13 protein-coding genes are annotated in these 22,646 nt (G+C 43.6%); 5 read left to right on the top strand and 8 right to left on the bottom strand.

What is annotated here, in order from left to right:
• Window positions 1–124 precede the first annotated feature (124 nt).
• The 3 genes from Q0Q74_RS01395 to Q0Q74_RS01385 form a co-directional block, all read right to left on the bottom strand.
• Window positions 125–1,174, bottom strand: coding sequence for a M23 family metallopeptidase (locus Q0Q74_RS01395; RefSeq protein ID WP_294427784.1), 1,050 nt, complete (start codon window positions 1,172–1,174; stop codon window positions 125–127).
• Window positions 1,171–1,533, bottom strand: coding sequence for a hypothetical protein (locus Q0Q74_RS01390; RefSeq protein ID WP_294427783.1), 363 nt, complete (start codon window positions 1,531–1,533; stop codon window positions 1,171–1,173). The genes Q0Q74_RS01395 and Q0Q74_RS01390 overlap by 4 nt, the downstream gene beginning before the upstream one ends.
• A 95-nt stretch (window positions 1,534–1,628) precedes the next feature.
• A complete protein-coding gene (locus Q0Q74_RS01385; RefSeq protein ID WP_294427781.1) occupies window positions 1,629–1,802 on the bottom strand; it encodes a 4Fe-4S binding protein in 174 nt (57 codons plus the stop codon).
• A 184-nt stretch (window positions 1,803–1,986) separates the two neighbouring features.
• Here Q0Q74_RS01385 and deoC point away from each other — a divergent pair, with 184 nt between their 5' ends.
• The 3 genes from deoC (at window position 1,987) to mfd (ending at window position 7,255) form a co-directional block, all read left to right on the top strand.
• The gene (gene deoC, locus Q0Q74_RS01380; RefSeq protein WP_294427779.1) at window positions 1,987–2,697 is read left to right on the top strand and encodes a deoxyribose-phosphate aldolase; all 711 of its coding nucleotides are present in this window, start codon (window positions 1,987–1,989) and stop codon (window positions 2,695–2,697) included.
• Window positions 2,697–3,476: a DNA repair protein RecO gene (gene recO, locus Q0Q74_RS01375; protein WP_294427778.1), complete on the top strand. Its 780-nt coding sequence runs from the start codon at window positions 2,697–2,699 to the stop codon at window positions 3,474–3,476. Before deoC ends, recO begins: the two co-directional genes overlap by 1 nt.
• Before the next feature lie 89 nt (window positions 3,477–3,565).
• Complete coding sequence (gene mfd, locus Q0Q74_RS01370; RefSeq protein WP_294427776.1) at window positions 3,566–7,255, top strand: transcription-repair coupling factor; 3,690 nt, start codon at window positions 3,566–3,568, stop codon at window positions 7,253–7,255.
• A 34-nt stretch (window positions 7,256–7,289) separates the two neighbouring features.
• Here mfd and Q0Q74_RS01365 read toward each other — a convergent pair whose 3' ends face one another.
• The gene (locus Q0Q74_RS01365) at window positions 7,290–8,075 is read right to left on the bottom strand and encodes a transporter substrate-binding domain-containing protein (RefSeq protein ID WP_294427775.1); all 786 of its coding nucleotides are present in this window, start codon (window positions 8,073–8,075) and stop codon (window positions 7,290–7,292) included.
• Window positions 8,076–8,246: 171 nt separating this feature from the next.
• On the opposite strand from Q0Q74_RS01365, the gene udp reads away from it, so the two are divergent.
• Window positions 8,247–9,035 (top strand): uridine phosphorylase, encoded by a 789-nt coding sequence (gene udp, locus Q0Q74_RS01360; protein ID WP_294427772.1) that lies wholly within the window; start codon window positions 8,247–8,249, stop codon window positions 9,033–9,035.
• 31 nt (window positions 9,036–9,066) lie between these two features.
• Here udp and feoB read toward each other — a convergent pair whose 3' ends face one another.
• A complete protein-coding gene (gene feoB / locus Q0Q74_RS01355; protein WP_367268318.1) occupies window positions 9,067–11,508 on the bottom strand; it encodes a ferrous iron transport protein B in 2,442 nt (813 codons plus the stop codon).
• 78 nt (window positions 11,509–11,586) lie between these two features.
• On the opposite strand from feoB, the gene recJ reads away from it, so the two are divergent.
• A complete protein-coding gene (gene recJ / locus Q0Q74_RS01345; protein ID WP_294427770.1) occupies window positions 11,587–13,725 on the top strand; it encodes a single-stranded-DNA-specific exonuclease RecJ in 2,139 nt (712 codons plus the stop codon).
• Window positions 13,726–13,749: 24 nt separating this feature from the next.
• Here the strand turns inward: recJ and Q0Q74_RS01340 are convergent, their stop codons facing one another.
• From Q0Q74_RS01340 to Q0Q74_RS01330, 3 genes are read right to left on the bottom strand one after another with little or no spacing between them, the layout of a single operon-like run.
• Complete coding sequence (locus tag Q0Q74_RS01340; protein WP_294427768.1) at window positions 13,750–15,906, bottom strand: transglycosylase domain-containing protein; 2,157 nt, start codon at window positions 15,904–15,906, stop codon at window positions 13,750–13,752.
• A 25-nt stretch (window positions 15,907–15,931) separates the two neighbouring features.
• Complete coding sequence (locus tag Q0Q74_RS01335) at window positions 15,932–16,528, bottom strand: DNA-deoxyinosine glycosylase (RefSeq protein WP_294427766.1); 597 nt, start codon at window positions 16,526–16,528, stop codon at window positions 15,932–15,934.
• Window positions 16,525–22,641: an alpha-2-macroglobulin gene (locus Q0Q74_RS01330; RefSeq protein WP_294427765.1), complete on the bottom strand. Its 6,117-nt coding sequence runs from the start codon at window positions 22,639–22,641 to the stop codon at window positions 16,525–16,527. Before Q0Q74_RS01330 ends, Q0Q74_RS01335 begins: the two co-directional genes overlap by 4 nt.
• Window positions 22,642–22,646: the final 5 nt, after the last annotated feature.

The raw sequence follows: 22,646 nt of genomic DNA, 5'->3' as shown, positions 1-22,646 counted from the left end.
TATTATAAGAGTAATTATTTTTCCACAGGAAAGCCGCCGTAATATTGAAATTTGTTTAAGTTTTTTTAATGAAAGAAGTTAAGTAAGTGCTGCTTAACACTTGTCGCGATTAATCAGTGTTTCCTTAGAAATTTTTAATCTGCCTTGTCGGGTCAGTTGCTTTTCCGTCTTCCCGAACCTCAAAATGAAGGTGCGGACCTGTTGAAGCGCCCGTTGTGCCAGTGAGGGCAATTGTCTCGCCCGTTGAAACTCTCTGGCCCTGTTTTACAAGTGCTTTTGAAAGATGTGCGTAAAGGCTTGTTCTGTTTGCCGAGTGAAGGAGAACGACATAGTTTCCGTAAATTTCATTATAACCCACGGTTGTGACTTCACCGCTCTTGCACGCGAAAACTTCTGTTCCGATTGGAGCGGCAAGGTCGATTCCGGCATGAAATTTCCATTTTCCTGAGATAGGGCTTGTCCTGTATCCGAATTCTGATGTGACGATTTTTTTGCTCAGAGGAAGCTGCATCCCATTGTCGTGAAAAAAGGCTTTTTGCGTCTGAGAGAAAGTCTTTGAGGGCAGAAAGTAAAATCTTTTTCCATCGATTTCAAAAATTTCTGTCTGCCTTGTGATTTCCTTGGCATATTCCTTCTGGATGATGATTTCAAGTGCCGATGATACTTTTTCAGGAATAAAAATCCCCTGCATGACTGGAAAAATGAGGCTCATGCCGGTTTTAAGGTCTTCCGGGCAGGAAAGTCTGTTAATCGTTGCCAGAGTTCCTTGACCGGTTTGAAACCTTGCGTATATTCCGTTAAAAGTGTCGAGGTATTTTTCTTTATCCTGCGTGACTGTGTATTTATAGAAGAAAGATTTTGGTTTGTCCCGGATTTTTTCTTCAGGAAAGTCTTTCGGAAGATTTTTGATTTTCTGGTAGCGTTCAAGGTCTTTTTGATACTGCTGCCAGATTTCGTTTTCACGGCGGATTTTTTCACTTTCTTCTGGGGATTTTGCGCTTCTCGGTGAAACGAATTTGGGATTTATGATTTGAACGAAATCCTCTTCAGAAAGCACGGTAATTTTTTGCGGTGCTTCTTCGCCTGTAAAAGGAATTTCCGGGTTTTCAATGGCAATGCCTTTATACAGTGAGGAAATTGACAGAATCAGCAGAATTAAATGTCTTCGGTTCATTTGCGGGAATTTTCGCCTGCCAGTTCCGTGCCTTCAGATTTTAAGAAACGAATTGCCAGAAAGAGCAGGGCACACATTAAAATCAGGCTGAAAAGTGCGAGGAATCTTTTTCCGTTAAGAATGAGGATGAAAGTCAAGAAAAGCCCGCCTGCCGCAATTAGGATTTTAGTTAAAAAGGCGACTGTGCTGAGAAGACCGTATTGCTTAATCTTTTTTATGATTATGAAGGTGATGAAAAGAATAAGAATCGTGCTGACGGCGATTGAATATGGTTTTTGAAAATTAACTGCAAGATGGCAGAGGGGAATTGCAATGGATGCACATAAAACTGAGGCAATAAGAACCAGAATCATTTCCATAATGCAGAGATTTTAAAACAAATTGAAGAAAAAAAAAAGACTGCCGTGACAGCAGCCTTGTAAAAATATAGAAAAACTTGTCTGAACCTTACGGATTATGCCTCAGAGATAGCACTAGCCGGGCATTCAGAAGCACATGTTCCGCAGCTGACGCATTTTCCTGCATCGATTTCGCGGTGTCCGTCATTCTCGCTGATAGCGCCGACTGGACAGTCTGGCTCACAAGTTCCACAGTTTACGCATACGCTTGGATCGATTTTCATTGCCATAATTGATACCTCACAAAAAAGATTCTTAATATAATTTAACATTGGAAAAAGCGAAAAACAAGGGGCTGATTAACGAATTACCCTTGGCTAACGAACGATTTAGGCAGTGCTAACAGTTTTTTGAAAAAAAAAATTTGCGAAATCCTGAATATAGGAGTACAATAGGGATAAGAGGAATTTATTTATGGAAAAAAATGCTGAATCTATTCGCAAAATTGCCGGGATGATTGACCACACAAACTTGAATCCTTGTGCAACCAAAAAAGACATCGAAAAATTGTGTGAGGAAGCAAAAAAATACAGCTTTGCTTCTGTTTGTGTGAACCCTTCTTATGTTCCACTTTCTGCTTCACTTCTTAAAGGAAGTTCAGTTAAAGTCTGTACTGTAATTGGTTTCCCACTTGGTGCAAATTCTGCTGATGACAAAGCTGGTCAGGCTGCGCTCGTTGTTGATGACGGTGCTCAGGAAGTTGATATGGTTATTAATCTCGGTCTCGTAAAGGACGGTGACTGGGATGCTGTTACAGATGAAATTGCAGCCGTTCGCGGTGCAATCGATGAAGTTGAAACTCCAGAGCATGTCTGCCTCAAAGTAATCATCGAAGCATGCTATCTTACTGATGAAGAAATCGTTAAGTGCAGCGAATGCTCAGAAAAGGCTGGTGCTGATTTCGTTAAGACTTCAACAGGTTTTGCAATCATCAAAGGCAAAGACGGAAAATTGCTTCCGAACGGTGCTACAACTCATGCAGTTGAAATCATGCGCAAAACTGTCGGCGACCGTCTCGGCGTAAAGGCCAGCGGTGGCGTTCACAACTGGGAAGAAGCTGTTGCAATGGTCGAAGCCGGAGCAAGCAGAATCGGTGCCAGTGCAGGCGTTGAAATCGTCGGTTAATGCGTAATTTTTCCACACCCGCGTTGATTCTCTCTGTTCAAATGAGCGGAGAAAACAACAGGCGGGTGACTGTTTTTTCCCCTTCCGAGGGGATTTTTTTTGCTACTCTCTATGGCGGCCCTAAAAGCAAAATGAGGTCTCTCGTTTCGCCGATGAATTCGGGGCTTCTTTATTTATATCGTGATGAAGCCAAAAATCAGACTAAAATCACTGATTTCGATGTAAAAAACTATCATCTTTCTTTCCGGGAAAATCTTTTTAAAACCTATGCGGCCGCTTTCGTTACGGAAATCCTGATTAAAACAAAATGCGCCGGTTCAAGTCAGGAAAGCTGGAAAATCATCAATGGATTTCTTGATGGAATAGAGCTTTCTGATGAAAATGAGTCGCGGCTTGGGCTAGTTCGCTTTTTGTGGCGATATCTTGGGCTTCTGGGCGTCCGGCCTGACACAAAATCCTGCTGTATATGTGCTTCTTCCCTGCATTCAGAACGATTCAGCGGAAATTCGCTTTCCATGCGCTATGTTTTTTCGCGTGAGGAAAATGCCTTTGTCTGCCCTGACTGCAATAGTCTGAGTGAGCGTAAAATCGATTTTTCTCTTTCAAAGGCAGCCATTACTTATCTTGAGGCGGTTTCGAGTCTTAGTCCAAAGGAAGTGCGTAAACTCACGGTTTCCGAAAAAACTTTCCTTGAAATGAAGCAGCTTGTCTATTTTTTGATTGAGCAGGCCTGTCTCACGAAACTAAAATCACTTGAATCAGGAATCGGAATCCTGTAATTTTTCAGCCTTGAACTGAATCACTCTGACAAGTATAATAGACTTGTTCGGAACTTCAGTTTTCCGGGCACTTCTAAGTAAACACAAAAATGAATTCACTGTTAACAACCTGCATATCCTCTGTTACGAACAGATGGACCGATTTTTTTTCTGATGTCAAAAATTTAGCTTCCGGCTCATATTTTCCTGCTGAAATTGAAGGTGTTTCTCAAACTTCAGCCGCTTTTTTTACGGCACATTTTATTGATTCTGTTCGTGCCCGAATTCTCTCTTCATTGCAGTATAATTCTACGGGGCGATATTCTCAGTCTCAGCAAAAAGGTGGAACTGCGGGGCTTCTTGCCTCATCGCTTGATTTTGTGCTTGTAGTTTCAAGTGAAAAGGAAGCACTTGAGGTCCGTCAGGATTTTGAGACGGCATTTGCTGATTCGGTTGATATTTTTATCCTTCCGTGGTGGGGGCTTCTTCCTTACCGTGCGAGTGCCATTGGTTCTGCCGTGTTCGGTCAGCGTTCCGGTGTGCTTGCCCGCCTCGCATATCAGGCTCGCTCTCTAAATTCTAGCACAAGAGCAAGGATTTTTATTGTAACTCAGCGCTCTTTACAGGCGCCGCTTCCTTCTCCTCAGTATATCCGTTCGCTCGTCTTTAATCTTAATAAGGGCACTGTGATTGACCCTGCCGAACTTGCCGAAAAACTTAGTTCTCTTGGCTATATCCGTGTTCCAAAAGTCGGTGTGCCGGGCGAATTTACTCTCCGTGGTGAAGTTCTCGATGTCTTTACGCCTGGTGAAGAAAATCCTTCCAGAATTCTTTTTGATTTTGATGAAATTTCTTCAATAAAATCCTTCAATGTCGAAAGTCAGTCAACGCTTGAAATCCGTGAAAATCTTTTGATTTATCCAATGAAGGAAGTCATTTGGAATGATGAGCTGATTGCCCGTCTTGAAGCCGTTTTTGACAGGTTTGGAAAGAACTTGGAGACGGAGGATGCAGACGGTGCTGAAACGAATAAAACGGTTTATCTTGAACTGACAGAAGAGGCCTCAAAGGCAAAGGACAAACTGCTTTCAGAACTTAAAATTTCACGCGAATCTGAGGGCGAGGAATTCTTTTACGGCGCTTTGTGGGAGAAAAAATACACTCTATTTGACTATATATCTCCGGATACGACGGTCTTTTTCTATGATTATGACCGTCTTAACAACATGAAGGAGAATTTTGACCGTGAGTATGCGGGAATTTACCGTAAGGCCCGTTTGACTATGCCGGTCCTTCCTCCAAGCGACATGCTGATTCCGTTTGAGGAAGTTTCTAAAGCGCATGAACACCGTATTTCGTTCAGAACGCGTCATACAGAGACGGATGACGAAAAGTATGCAAGTGAAGATGTTAATTTCTTCAAAATCGAATGTGAGGCTTCTAGGAGCTTTTTTGGTAATATCAATTATCTCAAGGAACAGCTTGAAGATTTGCAGAGTGAAGGCTGGCGGATTTTTGTCTTTGCTGACAATGAAAATCAGTCTCTGCGCATAAAGGAAATTCTTAAGAATTTCATTGATAAACCTGCGGAAGGCGAATATCTGGAGAGACTGAATAAAAATGCAAAAAAAGGTCTTCCTTATTATCCTCTTGTCGTTTTTCCAAAAGCAATTACTTCAGGATTCAGCATTTCCGAAACAAAAACGCTTGTAATTCAGGAAAATGAGATTTTTGGCCGTCGAAAGCATGTTCCCAAATCCCTTCATCATGCGAAATCTCAGGCAATCGATACTTTTGTCGAGCTTAATGAAGGTGATTATGTCGTTCATGTCAATTATGGAATCGGTCTTTTTAAAGGAATCCAGCGCGTAAAGGCAATGGGTAACGAACGCGATTACATCAAGCTTGAATATGCTGATGAAGAATTCGCTTTCGTGCCGATTGAGCAGGTCAATCTTGTTCAACGATACATTGGAAATGAGGGCGATGCTCCGAAACTTGACCGAATCGGTTCAAAATCCTGGGAAAACCGCAAGAGCAAGGCGAAAAAGGCCGTTGAAGATCTTGCTGAAAAACTTATCGCTCTCTATTCAAGACGCAAGGCCAGCCGTGGCTATCCGTTCCCGAAAGACGGCGAGTGGCAGACTGCGTTTGAAGCGGCTTTTCCTTATGAAGACACTCCGGACCAGTTCAATGTCTCAAGAGAAATCAAGGCTGATATGGAAAAGCCTGTTCCGATGGATCGTCTTGTCTGTGGAGATGTCGGCTATGGAAAGACAGAAATCGCAATGAGGGCGGCGTTCAAGGCCGTGATGGGCGGAAAACAGGTCGCTTTCCTTGCTCCGACCACAATTCTTGCCGAACAGCATTATGAAACCTGTATTGAGCGTTTTTCGAATTTCCCGATTCATATCGCACAGCTTTCAAGATTTGTAACGCCAGCCGAGCAAAAAAAGATTATAGCAAAAGTTGCTAGCGGTGAGGTTGATATTCTTGTTGGAACGCACCGTATCATTCAGAAAGATGTGCATTTCAAGGATTTGGGACTCATGATTATCGATGAGGAACAGAGATTCGGTGTCAAAGATAAGGAAAAACTCAAGACAATGAAGGCAAACATTGACTGTCTTGCCATGAGCGCAACTCCGATTCCGCGAACCCTTCACATGAGTCTTCTTAAAATCCGTGATATGTCTCTTTTAACCACGCCGCCGCAGACTAGAAAGCCGATTGAGACGATTGTTGATGCCTACACGGATGAGCGGGTCGCAAAGGCAATCAGGCAGGAAGTCGAGCGGGGTGGGCAGGTTTTCTATCTGCATAACCGGGTTGAAAGCCTTGAGGAAACACGCCGAAAACTTCAGCAGATTGTTCCGGAGATGATGATTGACATTGCTCACGGTCAGATGAGTGCCGAAGAGCTTGATGACATTTTCCGTCGTTTTAAGATGGGCGGTTTCCATATTCTGATTGCAACAACGATTATCGAAAACGGTATCGACATTCCTAATGTAAACACGATTATCATTGACCGTGCCGATATGTATGGAGTAAGTCAGCTTTATCAGCTTAGGGGGCGGGTTGGCCGAAGTGACAGAAAAGCATATGCATATCTTTTATACCCGGAAAACAAGGTTTTGACCGAAGTTGCTATGAAGAGGCTTCAGGTTATTTCTGATTTCACCGAGCTTGGTTCAGGCTTTAAGATTGCGATGAAAGACATGGAAATTCGCGGTGCCGGAAATCTTCTTGGAAAAGACCAGAGCGGTGAAGTTTATTCCGTCGGTTTTGATTTGTATGTAAAATTGCTGAATGAGGCCGTTGAGCGCCTTATGAACAGCGAAAATTATGAGGCTCAGAGCGAAGTACTCATGGAGCTTGAATATTCCGGCTTTATCCCTGATTCATACATTCCGAACCTTCAGACAAAAATGGAAATTTACAAGAAGATTGCGGGGGTTGTATCAAAAGATGAGCTTGAAAGCATGTATCTGGAGCTTGAAGACCGTTTTGGTCCGATTCCTGATGAAGTGTACAGCCTATTGAGTCTTGCGGAAGTCCGTGTAATCGCAAAGAAACTTTATATTTCTTCTCTTAAAGAAAGACAGGGCGTGATTCAGATTGAATTCAGCAAGGTCAGTGATTTGAAGATTGACCGGGTTTTGAAACTGATAAAAGAAAGTGCCGGAAAGGTGCGGCTTGATCCGACAAAACCGAACATGATTCTCCTCTCAGCCGGAAAAATCGGCCTGAAGGAGAAGAGCGAGTTCATCCGCGAAAAACTGGAAGCCCTCGCATAGCCGGCCGCTCCGTGTCCAGACACAGACATTCGAGCTAAAACTTGAGCCGGTGCTTTGTAAGGAGTTTGTCTAGTTCGCCGGTTTTGATTAGGGTTCGGATGACTTCATTTACCTGCTTTGTGACGGCTGAATTGTCCTTTTTAATGGCGACTGCGTACATCATTTCGTCATAGTGCTCTGGCAGAATCAAAAGCGAATCATCGATGTAGCCGTGCAGAATTGAGTTGTCAATGCAGAACGCATCGATTTCACCATGGCTGAGGGCATCTTTTAAGGTCTGGTTTGAAGGATATGTTACGCAGTTGAGGAACACGCCTTCTTTGATTGCCGCATTCTTTATTGTGCTCGTTGTCATTGAGCCCTGTGTAACGCCGACCTTTTTGTTTTCGAGATTTTTGAAGGATGTGATGCCCGAAGATTTTTTGACCATGATGCCGACTGAATCAGTGTAATAGATGTCCGAAAAATCATAGCCCTGCTTGCGTTCTTCTGTGACCGTGAAGGTTGCGATAACGATGTCAACCTTATCCTGATTGATGAATGCGCTTCGGTTTTTTGCTGTTACCGTAACGAAATTGACTTTTGACTCGCTTCCAAGAATATGTTTTGCGATTGCCTTTGCGATGTCAATTTCAAGGCCTTCATATTCTTTTGTATCCGGGTTCAGATAGCCGAATCCTGGAACATCATCCTTTACGCCGACAGTAAGAACTCCCGCTCGTTTGATTTTATCGATTCCGTTTGATTTTGCACTGGCACTTTCAGCTGCAAGCGCGATGAGTGCGAGGAAAAAAAATGTTTTCAGAAGAACATTTTTCATAAGATACTCCTGTTTTTAACACTGATGATTTTAATTGATTTATTATATCAGATTGGCTTAAATTGGACAATTTTTTTATATTGAGGCGGTTTTTTGAGGAATGTACGAAATTTGTGGATTTTTGAGATAAAGCATGGTAAAGTTTAAAAGAAATCTATTAAGGAGGAAATAATGGTAGATTACACAGAAGGCTCTGGCAAACAATATCATACAGGAGTTGGCCCAAAGGACATAGGCAAATATGTCATTTTGCCGGGCGACCCTAAACGATGTGCGAAGATTGCAGAGCACTTTGACAATGCAAAACTTGTTGCTGATGTTCGTGAGTATGTCACTTATACCGGCACAATCGAAGGAGTTCCCGTCAGCGTTACTTCAACAGGAATCGGCGGTCCTTCAGCTTCGATTGCGATTGAGGAACTTACAAAATGCGGTGCCCACACTTACATCCGCGTTGGTACCTGTGGTGGTATGCAGGAAGAAGTTCAGGGCGGTGACATTGTAATTGCGACCGGTGCTGTCCGAATGGAAGGAACCAGCCGCGAATTCGCTCCGATTGAATATCCGGCAGTTGCAAGCATTGAATGTGTTAACGCTTTGATGAATGCCGCAGAAAAACTCAAGGTTCCTAATCATACAGGTGTCGTTCAGTGTAAAGATTCTTTCTTTGGTCAGCATGAACCGGAAGTAATGCCTGTAAGCTATGAACTTGAAAATAAATGGCAGGCATGGCTCAGAATGGGCTGTCTTGCAAGCGAAATGGAGAGTGCTGCATTGTTCATTGCAGGCCAGTTCCTTCGCGTAAGAGTTGGCTCATGCTTCCTCGTCGTTGCAAATCAGGAACGGGCAAAAAAAGGCCTGCCAAACAAGCAGGCTCATGACACAGAGGCTGCAATCACAGTCGCTGTTGAAGCAATCCGTTCTTTGATTCTTAAAGACAAGGCAGCCGGAAAAATCTAAAAATCACACTTTCTGTGAGTGCAATCGCTTATCAGGCGGCTCCTATTGCAAGACCGATAAGCCTTACAGCGAGCGCCATAATCCAGGCGATTGCACACTGCCAGATTACCACGCCAGCCGCCCATTTGGCCCCAAGTTCTCGTTTGACAGAGGCAATTGCGGCGACACAAGGCGTGTAAAGCAGGCTGAATACAAGCAGGCTTGCCGCACTCAAGGTTGAAAGTACTGTTTCCACTCCGCCGGCAAATAAAATCTCTAATGCTGAAACCACACTTTCCTTTGCCATAAATCCGCTTACAAGTGCGACCGAAATCTGCCAGTCACCAAGACCGAGCGGTTTCATAAGCGGCGAAATAATTCTTGCCGCAGAAGCTAAAATGCTTGTTTCGGCGTTTTCCACGAATTGAAAATGCCAGTTAAAACTCTGCAAAAACCAGACAACAATCGTTGCAATAAAAATTACCGTGAATGCTCTCTGCAGGAAATCTTTTGCCTTTTCCCATAAAAGCTGCACCGTATTCCTTAATCCCGGCATCCTGTAATTCGGAAGCTCCATAACAAAAGGCACTGCCTCACCCTTAAAAAGCGTTCCTTTATATAAGAATGCCGCCAGAATTCCGATGAAAATTCCGAGAAAATAAAGGCCAGTCATAATCAGGGCAGAACACTTAGGAAAGAACACATTTACGAAGAACGCATAAATCGGAAGTTTTGCCGTGCAGCTCATAAAAGGAGTGAGCAGAATCGTCATTTTTCGGTCCCGTTCACTTGGCAAGGTTCTTGTGGACATTACGGCAGGTACGGAACAGCCGAAGCCAATCAAAAGAGGAACGATGCTTCGTCCTGAAAGACCGATTTTTCGCAGGAGTTTGTCCATGAAAAAGGCAACCCGCGCGATATATCCCGAATCTTCAAGCATTGAAAGAAAGAAGAACAGTGTCACGATAATCGGAAGGAATGAAAGAACGCTTCCAACGCCTGCAAAAATGCCGTCTATAATAAGGCCGTGCAGGACTTCATTTACGGCCATTGCAGTAAGCGCTTTATCCGTCAGCTCTGTGAGCTTATCGATTCCAGTTTCGAGAAATCCCTGGAAAAATGAACCGATTACATTGAAGGTTAAATAGAAGACCGCTGCCATAATCACTATGAATGAAGGAATTGCCGTCCATTTTCCTGTGAGGAGCCTGTCAATTCTCTGGCTTCGTTCGCGCTCACGGCTTTCCTTTGGCTTTTTTACGCAGGAATCACACAGCTTATAAATGAACGAAAAACGCATGTCTGCGATTGCGGCACTTCGGTCAAGACCTCTCTCTTTTTCCATCTGCATGATTATGTGCTCAAGCATTTCCTTTTCATTTACATCAAGGTTGAGCTTGTGAAGAATCCTTTTGTCGTCTTCAAGAAGTTTGCTTGCCGCAAATCTGAGCGGAATTCCTTCTTTTTCGGCATGGTCTTCAATCAAATGGAAGGTGCCGTGAAGTGCCCTGTGAACGGCTCCGCCATTATCCGATTTGTCACAGAAATCTTGCCTTAGAGGCGGTTCCTGAAATTTTGCGACATGAATCGCATGTGCAATCAGCTCTTCAATACCCTGATTCTTTTTTGCCGAAATCGGAACGACAGGTACGCCCATAATCTGTTCCATCGTATTTACATCAATTGAGCCGCCGTTTGCCGTCATTTCGTCCATCATATTGAGGGCAATTACAAGAGGAATGTTCAGTTCCAGAAGCTGCATGGTCAGGTAAAGGTTCCTCTCGATGTTTGTAGCGTCCACAATGTTGATGATTGCGTGAGGCCGTTCGTTCAGTACAAAATCCCGTGAAATCAATTCCTCGCTCGAATATGGAGACATCGAGTAAATGCCGGGCAAATCCGTAATCAATGTGTCTGCATGGCCTTTGATTGCGCCTGATTTACGGTCAACTGTTACGCCCGGAAAGTTTCCTACATGCTGGTTTGAGCCTGTGAGCCGGTTAAAAAGAGTCGTTTTTCCGCAGTTTTGGTTGCCGACAAGCGCGAATTTGAGGATTGTGCCATCCGGGAGCGGATTTTCGTCATTTTTGTCATGGAACTTTCCGCCTTCGCCAAGGCCAGGATGAGAAGGAGTTACGCTTTTTTCTGGGCACCCCTGCCTTGCGGCAGGCCGGGCTTTGCACACTTCCGCGCCAGATGCGCTCCATTCTTCCATTCCTTCGCTTCGCTCATTCATTTCAGAACACGCTTCGCGTGGTGTTCCAATCCCTGGTGCAGAATCAACTTCAATCTTCTGGGCATCTGCGATTCTCAAAGTAAGTTCGTAGCCGTGCAGACGGAATTCCATCGGGTCACCAAGCGGGGCATATTTTATAAGTGTAATTTCGGTACCGGGGATAATTCCCATATCAAGAAAGTGCTGCCGGAGAGCACCGTTTCCGCCAAGCTTTTTGACGCAAACTGTCTGTCCTGTTTTGATTTCATCTAAGGTCATATATATCTTTTAGCACGACTTCCAGCCGTAGTCAAGATTTGCAATCTATGTTAATCTCTTTTAGTCTGTGGTTTTATAATGAAGAATTGGATTAAAAAACATATAACGCGTAACGATGTCGGAGCTTTGTACGACAAATTCGGAGTAAATGCACTCACTGCCTCAATTTTGCTTAGAAGAGGCGTTACTGAAGGAAGTGAAGTTCAGTTCTTCCTTGAAGATGACCTGCGTTTTCTTCATAATCCTTTTTTGTTTGCGAATATGGAAGATGCCGTTGACAGAATTTTGCAGGCAAAGGATGAAGGTGAAAAGGTCCTGATTTTTGGTGACCGCGATGTTGACGGAATCACTTCTACTGTCGTTTTGTACGATTATCTTGTTTCTCTCGGTCTTGATGTTTCATGGCGACTTCCCGGCGGAACTGACCCTTACGGATTGAATAAAAATGCCATCGATGATTTTGAAAAAAATTACGGTTCTCTCATAATCACGGTTGACTGTGGAATCTCTAATGTTGAAGAAATTGCCTATGCTTCAGAGAAAGGCATGGATGTAATCGTAATTGACCATCATACTCCGCCAGAGGTTTTGCCGTCTCCCGCAATCATTATTAATCCAAAATGCGCGGATTCAGGCTATCCGTTCAAAGACATTTCAGGATGTGCCGTTGCGTATAAGGTGGTTTCGGCCCTCCGCTTCGCACAGACAGAACTTTATAAAAATGAAGTATCCTTGCTCACTGCCAGGGTCAATCCAGATTCATCTTCTGCCACCATAGAAGTCCTCAAACTTCAGAATCTTGTTGAAAAGGCTCATTTTTCTGAATCGGTTCCGTGCGGAAGCTCAATCATGGAAACCAAACTTGTTGATTTTTTACGGGGCCAGCAGATTTTTGTTTGGGATGAAAAATCTCTTTCTTCTATATTGTCGCAGGTTTTTACAAGCGGTGCCGAATTCAATTTCCTTGATTTGAGGCCCGAAGTCGCAAAGATTTATCCTTCGTTTGCGGCCGTTTCTTTGGCTCAGTTAAAGTCAAAATCCCGGCTTGCCCGCTACAATCCAGAATTCAACTCAGAAATCAAAGGTTTTTACAATGTTTTCGTCACTTTCATGAATGCGCAGATTGCACGGCAATTCCCTCAAAATGAAGCGGCAAATGAGCGCGACCTTCAGCTGGTTGCATTGGCTGCCCTCGCAGACATCATGCCGCTCAAAAACGAAAACCGCATTTTCATCCGTCATGGCATAGAATCTATGAACAAGGGCAAATCGCGTGAAGGCCTTAGGGAGCTGCTTTCAATGCAGAATCTTCTTGGAAAGCGTATCACGGCAACTGACCTTTCATGGAACATAAATCCTGCCTTGAATGCAACAGGCCGTCTTGGTCAGCCTGAAATAGGCGTTGAGCTTTTCCTTGAGCAAAATGCTGAAAAACGCACTCAGATTGCCCAGAAAGTAATCGAAATGAACAATGAGCGCAAGGCACTTGGCAACGAAGGCTGGAATTACGCGGTTCTTCAGGCAAAAGAAAGCATTCAAAAATATGATGGAAAGCTCTGTGTTATAATCGATGAGCGAATCAATCGCGGGGTTTCGGGTACAATCGCCGGTAAACTCGTGAATGTTTATGACATTCCTGCCATGGCTGTCACTTTTGTTGACGACAATGCAATCGGCTCAATGAGAAGCTGCCGTGGATTTGAAGTGCTTTCCCTTCTCGACAAGATGGCTGATTTATTCGTCAGTTACGGCGGACACGCTTATGCGGCGGGCTTCACCTTTAAAAAGGAACGGCTTAATGACTTCCTTGCGGCTCTTGAAAAATTCGCGCCGCAGATTGAGCTTTCATCTTCTGAATCAGAGCAAATTAACATCGATGCAGAAATTCCTCCTGAATACTTAAAGCCTGATTTGCTTACAGTTGTTGATAATTTTGAGCCTTATGGTGAAGAAAACCGTGAGCTCACCTTCATGAGTAAAAAACTGCGGATTTTTGATGCCATGATTATCGGAAAGACCGAGCGGCAGCATCTCAAACTCACCTTCGATTTAGGGAAAACTAAGTGGCCTGCAATGTTCTGGGGGGGCGCAGAGGCTCTTCACAGAGATTTTGATAAAGGCGACACAGTTGATGTTCTTTATCAGATTAGCCGCAACACATACAACGGCGTTGAGACTCCCCAGCTGATTATTACCGACATTAGAAAATCGATGTAAATCATTTTTGCTCTGCAAGGTCGGTCATCTTACATTGATTTCAATTTCGTCACTTTCTCCGGCACATTCAACTTTTATGCGGTGCCTTCCTTTTTGCAGGGGAATTTGCTCTGTGAAAGGGCGTTTTCTTTCATTCAAGGCTGTTCCGTCGATGCTAAAGACTGCACGGTCGGTTTTTCCGCCAATTGCCTCGACTACAAGTTTTTGCTGATGTTCTGAGACTGAATCATCATAATAGAAAATGCTGTTGTTTCTCGGAGAAATGATTTTTAACGGGCTGCCTTTTTCTCCGACTTCACCGCTTCTGTTCTTCATGCGGAACCAGACGGCGTATTGTGCGGGATATGTCGTGCCTTCCTGCGTGTGCCAGCTGCAGCATTCCCCTTTGTCCTGAGAGCCAGTTGCCACATATTCTGAAATCTTGTCTGGGCAGAATTCTCCTGCCTTCTTGCCGGAAAGTGCGCAGATTCTTTCTTTTTTGAACTGTGCGGGCTTTTTGAAATCCTTTCCGTTGTTCCCTTGCAGAAGCACGAGCAAATCCCTTGCGATTTTTGCAGGAATAGAGCTTCCTGTCTTTCCGATGACTGTTTCGCCTGAAAAATTTCCCATCCAGATTCCCACGGTGTATTTTGGGGTTGCTCCCAGTGCCGTGATTGTCTGATATTGATTTGCCGTTCCTGTTTTGAACATAGCGGGAAATGGTGTCAAAAAAGTCTGATTGTATCCGAAACCGAGTGCACGGGAATCCCGGTCAGAAAGAATGTCGCAAATCAGCCTTGCTGTATTGACATCGTAGACCTGACTTGCTTCTTTGCGGGAGTTTGTGGCAGATTCGTTATTTTGAAGGGCTGCGTCTTGCATCATGCTGAGTGGAAGAAAATAGCCGTCGCGCGCAAATACCGAAAAGGCCTGGGTCATCTCGAAAATTGAAACTTCAGCACCTCCGAGGGCAAGCGAAAGCCCTGAATCAGCGTTTTTAAGAGAGTCGAATCCAAGTTCCGAGAGTTTTTTAAGATATGTATCAAGGCCGATTTCATTAAGAAGGTAGACCGCCGGAATATTCAGGCTTGAAGCAAGTGCGACCCGCAATCGGACAGGACCATTGAATCGCCTGTTGAAATTTTGTGGAACATAGAGATTTTCGAATCCGAATTCCATCGGAATATCCGGCAGCACAGAAGATGGCGAAAATCCTTTTTCAAGCGCAAGTGCATATAAAAAGGGTTTCATGCTGCTCCCCGGCTGCTGATAAGAAAGAACTCCGTCAACCTGACCATTGTGCGATTCATCGAAAAAATCAGCACTTCCGACCCATGAAAGAATTTTCCCTGTCTGAGTTTCACAAATCAAAATCGCTCCGTTTGTGAGCCTGTTTGACGCATATTTTTCAACTGACTGCCTGAGCATATCTTCTGCGGCATGCTGCAAAGCTAAATCCGCTGTCGTATGTAAATCTGCTGCCTTGCCGATTGGAGAATTTGGAAGCGTTGAAAGGTATCTTACAAAATGCGGCATTTCAAAAGGGTATGAAAAGGGCCTTCTTTTCGAATCAGAAGAAAAACTGTAAAGGGATGGCCTGCGTGGAATCTGGGAGAGAGTTTTGGCTTCTTCTTCTGTGAGGGCTGCAAGTTCTTTTGAGAAAAAATATCGTGCTGCGCTTGAAACGCCTTCTGTGTTGAATCCGAACGGCACATTGTTCAGATAGGCTTCAAGAATTTCTTTTTTTGAGAGCCGGGCTTCAAGCCTGAAAGCGTCAAAGGTTTCCCTGATTTTAGCGAAAATCGTGCGTTTTTGGGACGGCCTGATGATTCTTGCCAGCTGCATTGTGATTGTGGATGCACCGCTGACTGTGCGGAATTCCCTGACATTTTGAAAAATTGCCCTTAAAACCGAAGAAAAGTCAATTCCGTGGTGAGAATAAAAATGCCTGTCCTCGGCTTTGATAAATGAATCCTGTACAAAAAGCGGAATATCTTCAAGCGGAGTGAATTCCCTGTGGAGTCCGTCTTTTAGGGCGATGATTTGAATCAGTTTGCCCTGATTGTCAAAAACTCTTGTTGAAACGGGGCGGCTTTTGAATTCAGAAAGTTCGGGATAAGGAGAAAAGCGTATTAAGAGAAAAAAAATGGCAGTAATGAGTAAAAAAATCGGAATTATATAGAGAAATTTGTTTTTTTTCATGATTTTGAATGATGTTCGCATATTTTTAGGATTGACCAGAAGAAAAATCAGATTGGCTCGTAAAACTAAAATCCTGACCAAGATTATTGATTTTACTGTACTCAGCCACAAGATTTTCGACCGACCAGGCTGCATTTGCCGGGCTTGTGCTTGGAAGACAAGCTGCTTTTAAAGCAAATCTTTCTTCGTAGACCGAAGAACAGTGTTTTTTCCAGAGCGCGAAAGCTGTTTTTCCAGTACAGAATATGTGCCGGATTTTGCTCCTTGATAAAATTTCCGTAAAATCATTTGGAACGGCGTTTTTAATGCTCGCGTCACTTGCCCCGGAAATATCGCATTGTTTAAGCACATCCCAAAGGGCAATCTTATGACGAATCAGAAAATCCCGCCTTTCATTTATGGCTTCTAATCTTTCGCTTGCGCTGATCTTTTTGAGGGCTTTGTTTGGAAAGTTCAACTTCTCGCCGAATACGGTAAAAATTACTTCCCAGAACCGATTTTGAGGATGCATGTAGAAAAATCCGTTTTCCCTGCTTTTAGGGGAGGGAAGTGTGCCCAAAATCAGGACACGGCTTTCCTCATCCCAGACAGGGGAGATTTCGTGGACTATGGTTTCGCTCATTTTATGGTGTAGAGAATGCCGTCTGTCCGTCCGAAAACTTCGCTCTCATACATACATTCTGCACTGACTGGAGGCGTCGGGAATACACCTCTTCGTACGGCACGGAATTTAAATTCTGCGGTGGTTTTGCCTTTGCCAAATGAATCCCAGAAGAATTGAATCTCTGAATTGTAAATTGCCTGATTTGACATGTAATGATCGCCGCCATAGAAATAGCCCTCGTAATCATCATAGTCTTCTGAATATTCGTCGCTTCCGCTTGAAGTTTCGGCATCGTCAGGGCTTGTAATGAAGGTAGCATCAAGAATTTCTGCTCCGCTTGGAACAGGCGCGCGCAACGCAACAAAATCCCTGTCATAGCTTGAAGAAAGCGTGATTTTCACTTTGTAGGTTTTTCCGCTTTCAAGTTCAATCAGTGAATTGTCCTGCTTCATTTTGATTTCTTCACCGGTCGTATTGTCGTACAGCTGCATGACTAAGCCAAGGCCTTCATCGCGTGCGTTCTGAAGCTCGTTTGGAATGGTGTAACGCATCGTGGTGGTGTAGTAGAGTGACCCCCGTCCTTTTTTGCTGATTTCAAGAGGAAGTTCCGTATTTCTTGGAAGCGCTTTTAATTTGTCAGAATCGAATGGCAAAGTGACTGTTACAGGTTTTGATGCCGCTCCCTTAAAATCGCATTTTGCAAGTTCATCCTTATTGAACAGGGCCGTTGCATTGAGATTCGTTTTATCCAGATTGTTTGTTTTTATAAGGGTGTAGATTGATTCCAAAACGCGGGCAGTATTTGCTGTATTTTTCCAATAGCCAGCTCTCTGATTTCCAAGAAGAGAATAAATGAGTTTTGTATTCATCTGATCATCTTTATCAAGCAAAGTGAAAAGCTGAAGTGTAAGGGCAAGATTTTCTGCCTCATCGCCATTGTAAGCAAATGCCCATTTCGGAGCATTCGGATTTGTAATGTCTACGCCTCGGGTCTGAGGTCTCATGTAGGTCCTGATTTTTGAAGCCGCCTCTTTTGCGAGAGTTGATTTTGCACCATCTTTTGCGATAGAAGCGAGTCCCGAAAGTGCAATGGCCGCAATGTCCTGACCTTCCCTGCGGATGATAGAAGCAAGTTGCTCATCGAAAACAAGTTTGCCGTTCAGAGCGAGCACATAGTAGTTGTAGGCACGGCAATAATCATTGTAGAAAAGCGCAACTCTTTCATATTCTGAATCACTCTGAATGTGAAGCTCAGCCTGCTTTTTGAGGGAATTTGCCTCTGCGTAAATGTAATTGCACAATTTGTCAATGTCTATTGCCAAATCTTTTTCTTTATAGCCTCTCTGTAGTGCAAGCGCGTAAATGTGTGCGATTTTTGATGAGACAAAAAGATTTGACTTTGACGAAGTTGGCCAGTAACCAAAGCCGCCGTCACTGTGCTGACAGTTTTTCCAATCCTTGAAGTATGATTTTACGCATTTTCTGATATTGGTGACTTCATTTTCGAGATTGAATACATCAATGTAATCCTCAAAAATGACGAGCGGAAGGATGCGTGAACTCTGCTGCTCAAGGCATCCGAATGGATATTCAAAGAGATATTTTACAGCATCGCCCAAAAGTCCAAGTCTGGTTGCGTCAAGCGTCACTGCAAGGGTGCCGTCCGTTCTGTCGTCAGCATTTTCTGTCAATGAAGGAATTACGACTCTTTCTGTGACAGAAGCTTCTTTTTCCTCAAGCTGGCCGGTCGTCGTGACAGTTTCAAAAACATAAGGTTTTTCGATTTTGAGCGGACATACAAGTCTTTCATTCAAAACTTCACTTTTGACCGTGAATTCGAGAGTTACAAGCCCTGCCTTAACTGCCGCCAAATCAAAGTACACGACAGTGTTTGCACCGCCTGGAACAGTGATTTTATGCTCTGAAGTTCCGTCTACAAAGGCCTTTCCGTCTTTGAGCGTCAGACCTGATTCATCTTCTTTCTTTGCGTTTTCGCGTAGAGAGAGGGAAACCGATACTTCATGTGCCTTTTCGTCAAGATTTGTGAGAAGCACGCCAACTTCACTTGTATCCCGTTCGCGCAGCTGCCGTGGGAGAACCTGCTGAACATTGATTGGATTCTGTACTGCAATTTCATCTTCCTGAAGTGCAAGAAGTTCGCCGTTCACACCAAAAACGGTGATTCGATAAGTTGTGAGCGTGTCCGGAAGATTGAATTTCACAGATACTTTTCCGTTTTCATCAGTTTTGAGCATCGGCTCGAAAATTGCCGTCGGATTAAAGTCACTTCGTTCTTCCATTTTTTCATCATCAGAACTGTCGCCGCCCTTGAGATTTTTTACTTCGTAAGTTACAGGATCCATCAAATAATCGCGTGAATCGCCGCCTTTAACATGAAGCGGGAAGTTGCCTGCATTATAGAAGAAAGAAATCGGATCAGGAACATGATAGTCAATCAAGTCCAGAACTCCACGGTCAACCGCAAGCAAAGTAAGTTCTGCATTTGCAAGTGGCTTTCCGCCTTTTGTTGCATAAAGCGTAATTTCGGCTTCTTCGCCCGGCCTGTAAGACATTTTTGCGTTTTCAACTTTGACAGAGAAGGATTTGACTCTTGGATTTACGAAAAGCACTGCGGCTCCATAATATCCCTTCGGCTTGTCCAAATCGGCTTTTCCGTATTCATGAACAGGTTCGCCCTGTCGTACTGAATAAGAAGAAATTGAGACATAGAAGACCGGAACATAGTTTCGTGCCACAGGAATATCGATTACATGAACCGAACCATCCAAATGACGCACTTCTTCAGTGAAAATTCCTTCGCGTTCAACCGTAATCAGATAATTTCCTTCTGGAAGAGAACTTTCAAGCAGAATATGCGCTGTTTCGCCAGGATTATACTGATTTTTGTCAGGCGTGAGTTTTAGGGCGGTTGCATCATCCTGATACCATGAGACTTTACCGCTTCCAGTTACAAAGAATTCATATTCTGTGATTACATCGCGTCCCTGTTTGTCCGTTGTCGCAACCTGAATCTTGTGATAGCCCGGCTCTTTCGGTGTTACTGTGATTTTGCCGCTCTCTGAAAGATTTATGCTTTCTTCGCTTTCGGTAACATCGGTTTTTTCATAGCGGCTGTAAATGTCATCGATGCCCTGCTGCTGAACAAGATTCCATTCCTCGCGCGTAAGTTTTACATTCAATTTTTTTGCATTTCCGCTCAAAGCCTGTGCCGTTACTGAATTTGCAATGGCCTTACCGTCAGGAAGCGCAAGTTTGTAAGTGAAGGTGAGCTTTTCACCTTTGCGGGCGAATGAACTCTGCATTTCTGGCTTTGAAAGTCCAAGGTAGAATGATGCCGGATGAACGAGAACTGTTCCGACTGCCGTTACCTGCTGATTTGAGACATCTGTAATATCAGCGCTGAGCCTGTATCTGTAGGCCGCACCCTTTATGCTGTTGCCGCTGGTTTCGCATGAGATTGAAGCACTTCCGTTCGCGTCCAATGCTCCTGAATCTTCCCTGATGTGGTTTCTGCTTTCGTATTTGTCGCTTGGACCGAATTTGTACTGATTGAATTCAGGTTCGTCACTAGTAAAATACCATGGCTCCCTGAACCAGTTTGTTTCATATTTTGCGCTTGCAAGTGCGCCACCTGCGAGATAGCTTGCACCAAGTTTTGCCTGAACCTTTTCACCGGCGATTACAGGCGTTTTTGGCATAGAAACTTCAGTCTGGAATTTCAGCCGTTCAAAGTATGCGACATTGATTGAAAGCAACTGAGTCTTTCCTTCAGGCTCGCGTTTGTATTCAATTTTATAGAATCCTGGTTCAATGTCTTCCGGGATTTCAAATGAGCCGTAGAAACCGCCAGATTCGGTTGTTTTTCCTTCGATTTTTCCGAATTCTTTTGCATCGCGCCAAGTGTCTTCTTTGAGGGTGACAGTAAAATCACCTTCATACGGAAGGAAGGTGCCCAAAATCTGGTCGCGGTCGATTCCCCTGAAAGAAACTGTTTCGCCCGGCTTATAAAGGCCACGGTCGCTGAACATGAAAATCCTTGCTTCGGCTTTGATTTCATTCGGTACTTTTGAATAAGAATAGATTCCGCTTCTCCATGGCGAATGATTTTCCGGCTCAAAAATCACTTTGTCGTCATCTTTTTCTACAAAAATATACGGTGCATCCCAATAATCACCTGAAATTACGGATTTTACATTCTTTTCGGTTAGATTAATGACTGCCAGACCGTTTTTGTCTGTTACTGCCCATGGTGCATTTTCCTTGATTATAGAAAGATTTGCGCTTGGTTCATAGGCATATACTTTTGCACCTTCGACAGCCTTTCCGTCTGAAAGATTCGTGACCATCGCGGCAATCTTGTTGTATGAATATCGCACGGTGACACCAAGGTTCGTGACCTGAATGCTCGTTTTGTTCGTGTTCCAGTAGTAGGTTGATGAATCCCAGTTTGTCGGTTTTCTAGGAAGTTTTATCGCTGAGTAAAAATCTACCCAGCCCTTTTCGCCTAAAAGCTTATCCTCAAGATTTACGATTTCAAAAATCCTCTCATCCCGCGGCTCAACTGAAAGCTCTGTGCGGCTTCCTTCGTTTTCTGGAGAATAGACCAGTTCCGATGCTTTTGTTGAATCAAGGACTTCGTATGGATTTTCAGTGGTTTTGAGAAGGTATGCGCCATTGACAATATTCTGATACTCAAAAATCATTTTATGCGGGAATGTGCTTTCGAGCATCCTTACGCCTGAATCAGTGAAATTCGCGCTGCTTTCAGCTCCCGGAACTTCTATTTCAATGCTGAGTTTATCGCCTGAAAATTCAATGTTTCTTCCATATATATCTTTAAGATTTGAGTTGATTTCAAGTGCATATTTTGAGTGGAAGGTGACTGGCAGACCAAAGATTTTTACGGTACATCCTGAAAACTCAAAATTTTCATCTGTGAATGCAAGATTTTCGCCTTTTTCTGATTTTGCAGAAATCGACTGAAGCACTGAACTTTTTTCGACCGGATGAGAAAAATAGAGCTGGACAGGATTTGTGTATTTTCCGTATGAATGCATCTTGTATTCATATTCATAAGTGAATGGAGCGAGTGTGTTGAAACCGGCTGTCGTCTTATTCGTTTTTCCTGAAAGTGTCTGTGTGACAGAAAGAAGGACATGAGTGTTAAAAGGAGGCTCTTCATCCAAAAAGTAAGTGACTGTATCAATCATTTCCTGTTTGACGGAAAAACTGAGCTCTTTACTGCCTGCGGTGATTTTTGAGATTTTGCTGATTTCATCGGCATTTACGGGATAATTGAATTGAACTCGCAATTCCTTTGAATACTGCGGAGGAACATCATTTTTATCGACCCATTTGTCTTTTGAATAACCAGGGGCTGACCAGATGATTTTGAGAGGTGCGGCTTCGGTTGAAAAAGATTTTTCGCCTGTAAGTGATTTTCCGCTTAGAGATTTAACATTATCATTGATTCGGATTGTGTAGACCTGCATCGGATTTACGGCTTCTGTCGTGTCAAAAGAAAGGAGACTTGTTCCGTTCCATCTGAAAACGCCTTTGATTTCGGGTTCAATCGTCATTATCTCGCTTTTCGTGATTACTTCGCCTAATGAACTCAATGCAACGACTGGTTCTGAAAAAAGCACATAAAATGACGGAAAACGCACTTCTGCAGGAATTGCTCCCCGCGGCCCAAAATCAACGATTGTAAACGGCTCGTCTTTTTTGGAAGATTTTTTTGATTCGTTTTCATCTCCGCTCATTCTTGTGATTTCAGGATATTTGAAATCAGATTTTTTTGTGCTGTAAGAGGTTTTGTATTCTGAAAGATTTCGTAAGCCCGGTTCAATGCTTTCTGCTTTTGCGCCCTTTGCTTTGGGTGAAGAAAGACGGACTTTACCGGCGACACTTTCGCTTTCAGGCTCGTAAGGCGTGTAATCAGGTGTAAAGAAATTGCCCGCGTCAAAAACTCGTTCGCCTGTATCAAGAATTGTTAGTCCTGGTGCGGAATTTGGAATGTCGCTTTGAAATTGAAGTGATGATTTTTCGTTTTTGCATGAAACAACTGTCAAAAATCCAGCTGAGAGCAAAACTGCAAGAATTTTTTTCATAAAAA

This window comes from uncultured Treponema sp., from assembly GCF_946187725.1.
In the GTDB taxonomy this organism is placed as follows: domain Bacteria; phylum Spirochaetota; class Spirochaetia; order Treponematales; family Treponemataceae; genus Treponema_D.
Note: the sequence above shows the minus strand (reverse complement) of the source record. Positions and strands in the feature narration are given on the sequence as shown.

Excerpts from the sequence above, each read along its gene's own strand:
- Q0Q74_RS01335 (WP_294427766.1), bottom strand. The coding sequence starts at position 16,528 with ATGAGCGAAACCATAGTCCACGAAATCTCCCCTGTCTGGGATGAGGAA.
- Q0Q74_RS01330 (WP_294427765.1), bottom strand. The coding sequence starts at position 22,641 with ATGAAAAAAATTCTTGCAGTTTTGCTCTCAGCTGGATTTTTGACAGTT.
- mfd (WP_294427776.1), top strand. The coding sequence starts at position 3,566 with ATGAATTCACTGTTAACAACCTGCATATCCTCTGTTACGAACAGATGG.
- Q0Q74_RS01365 (WP_294427775.1), bottom strand. The coding sequence starts at position 8,075 with ATGAAAAATGTTCTTCTGAAAACATTTTTTTTCCTCGCACTCATCGCG.
- deoC (WP_294427779.1), top strand. The coding sequence starts at position 1,987 with ATGGAAAAAAATGCTGAATCTATTCGCAAAATTGCCGGGATGATTGAC.
- Q0Q74_RS01395 (WP_294427784.1), bottom strand. The coding sequence starts at position 1,174 with ATGAACCGAAGACATTTAATTCTGCTGATTCTGTCAATTTCCTCACTG.
- recJ (WP_294427770.1), top strand. The coding sequence starts at position 11,587 with ATGAAGAATTGGATTAAAAAACATATAACGCGTAACGATGTCGGAGCT.
- Q0Q74_RS01340 (WP_294427768.1), bottom strand. The coding sequence starts at position 15,906 with ATGAAAAAAAACAAATTTCTCTATATAATTCCGATTTTTTTACTCATT.
- Q0Q74_RS01385 (WP_294427781.1), bottom strand. The coding sequence starts at position 1,802 with ATGGCAATGAAAATCGATCCAAGCGTATGCGTAAACTGTGGAACTTGT.
- feoB (WP_367268318.1), bottom strand. The coding sequence starts at position 11,508 with ATGACCTTAGATGAAATCAAAACAGGACAGACAGTTTGCGTCAAAAAG.
- Q0Q74_RS01390 (WP_294427783.1), bottom strand. The coding sequence starts at position 1,533 with ATGGAAATGATTCTGGTTCTTATTGCCTCAGTTTTATGTGCATCCATT.
- udp (WP_294427772.1), top strand. The coding sequence starts at position 8,247 with ATGGTAGATTACACAGAAGGCTCTGGCAAACAATATCATACAGGAGTT.
- recO (WP_294427778.1), top strand. The coding sequence starts at position 2,697 with ATGCGTAATTTTTCCACACCCGCGTTGATTCTCTCTGTTCAAATGAGC.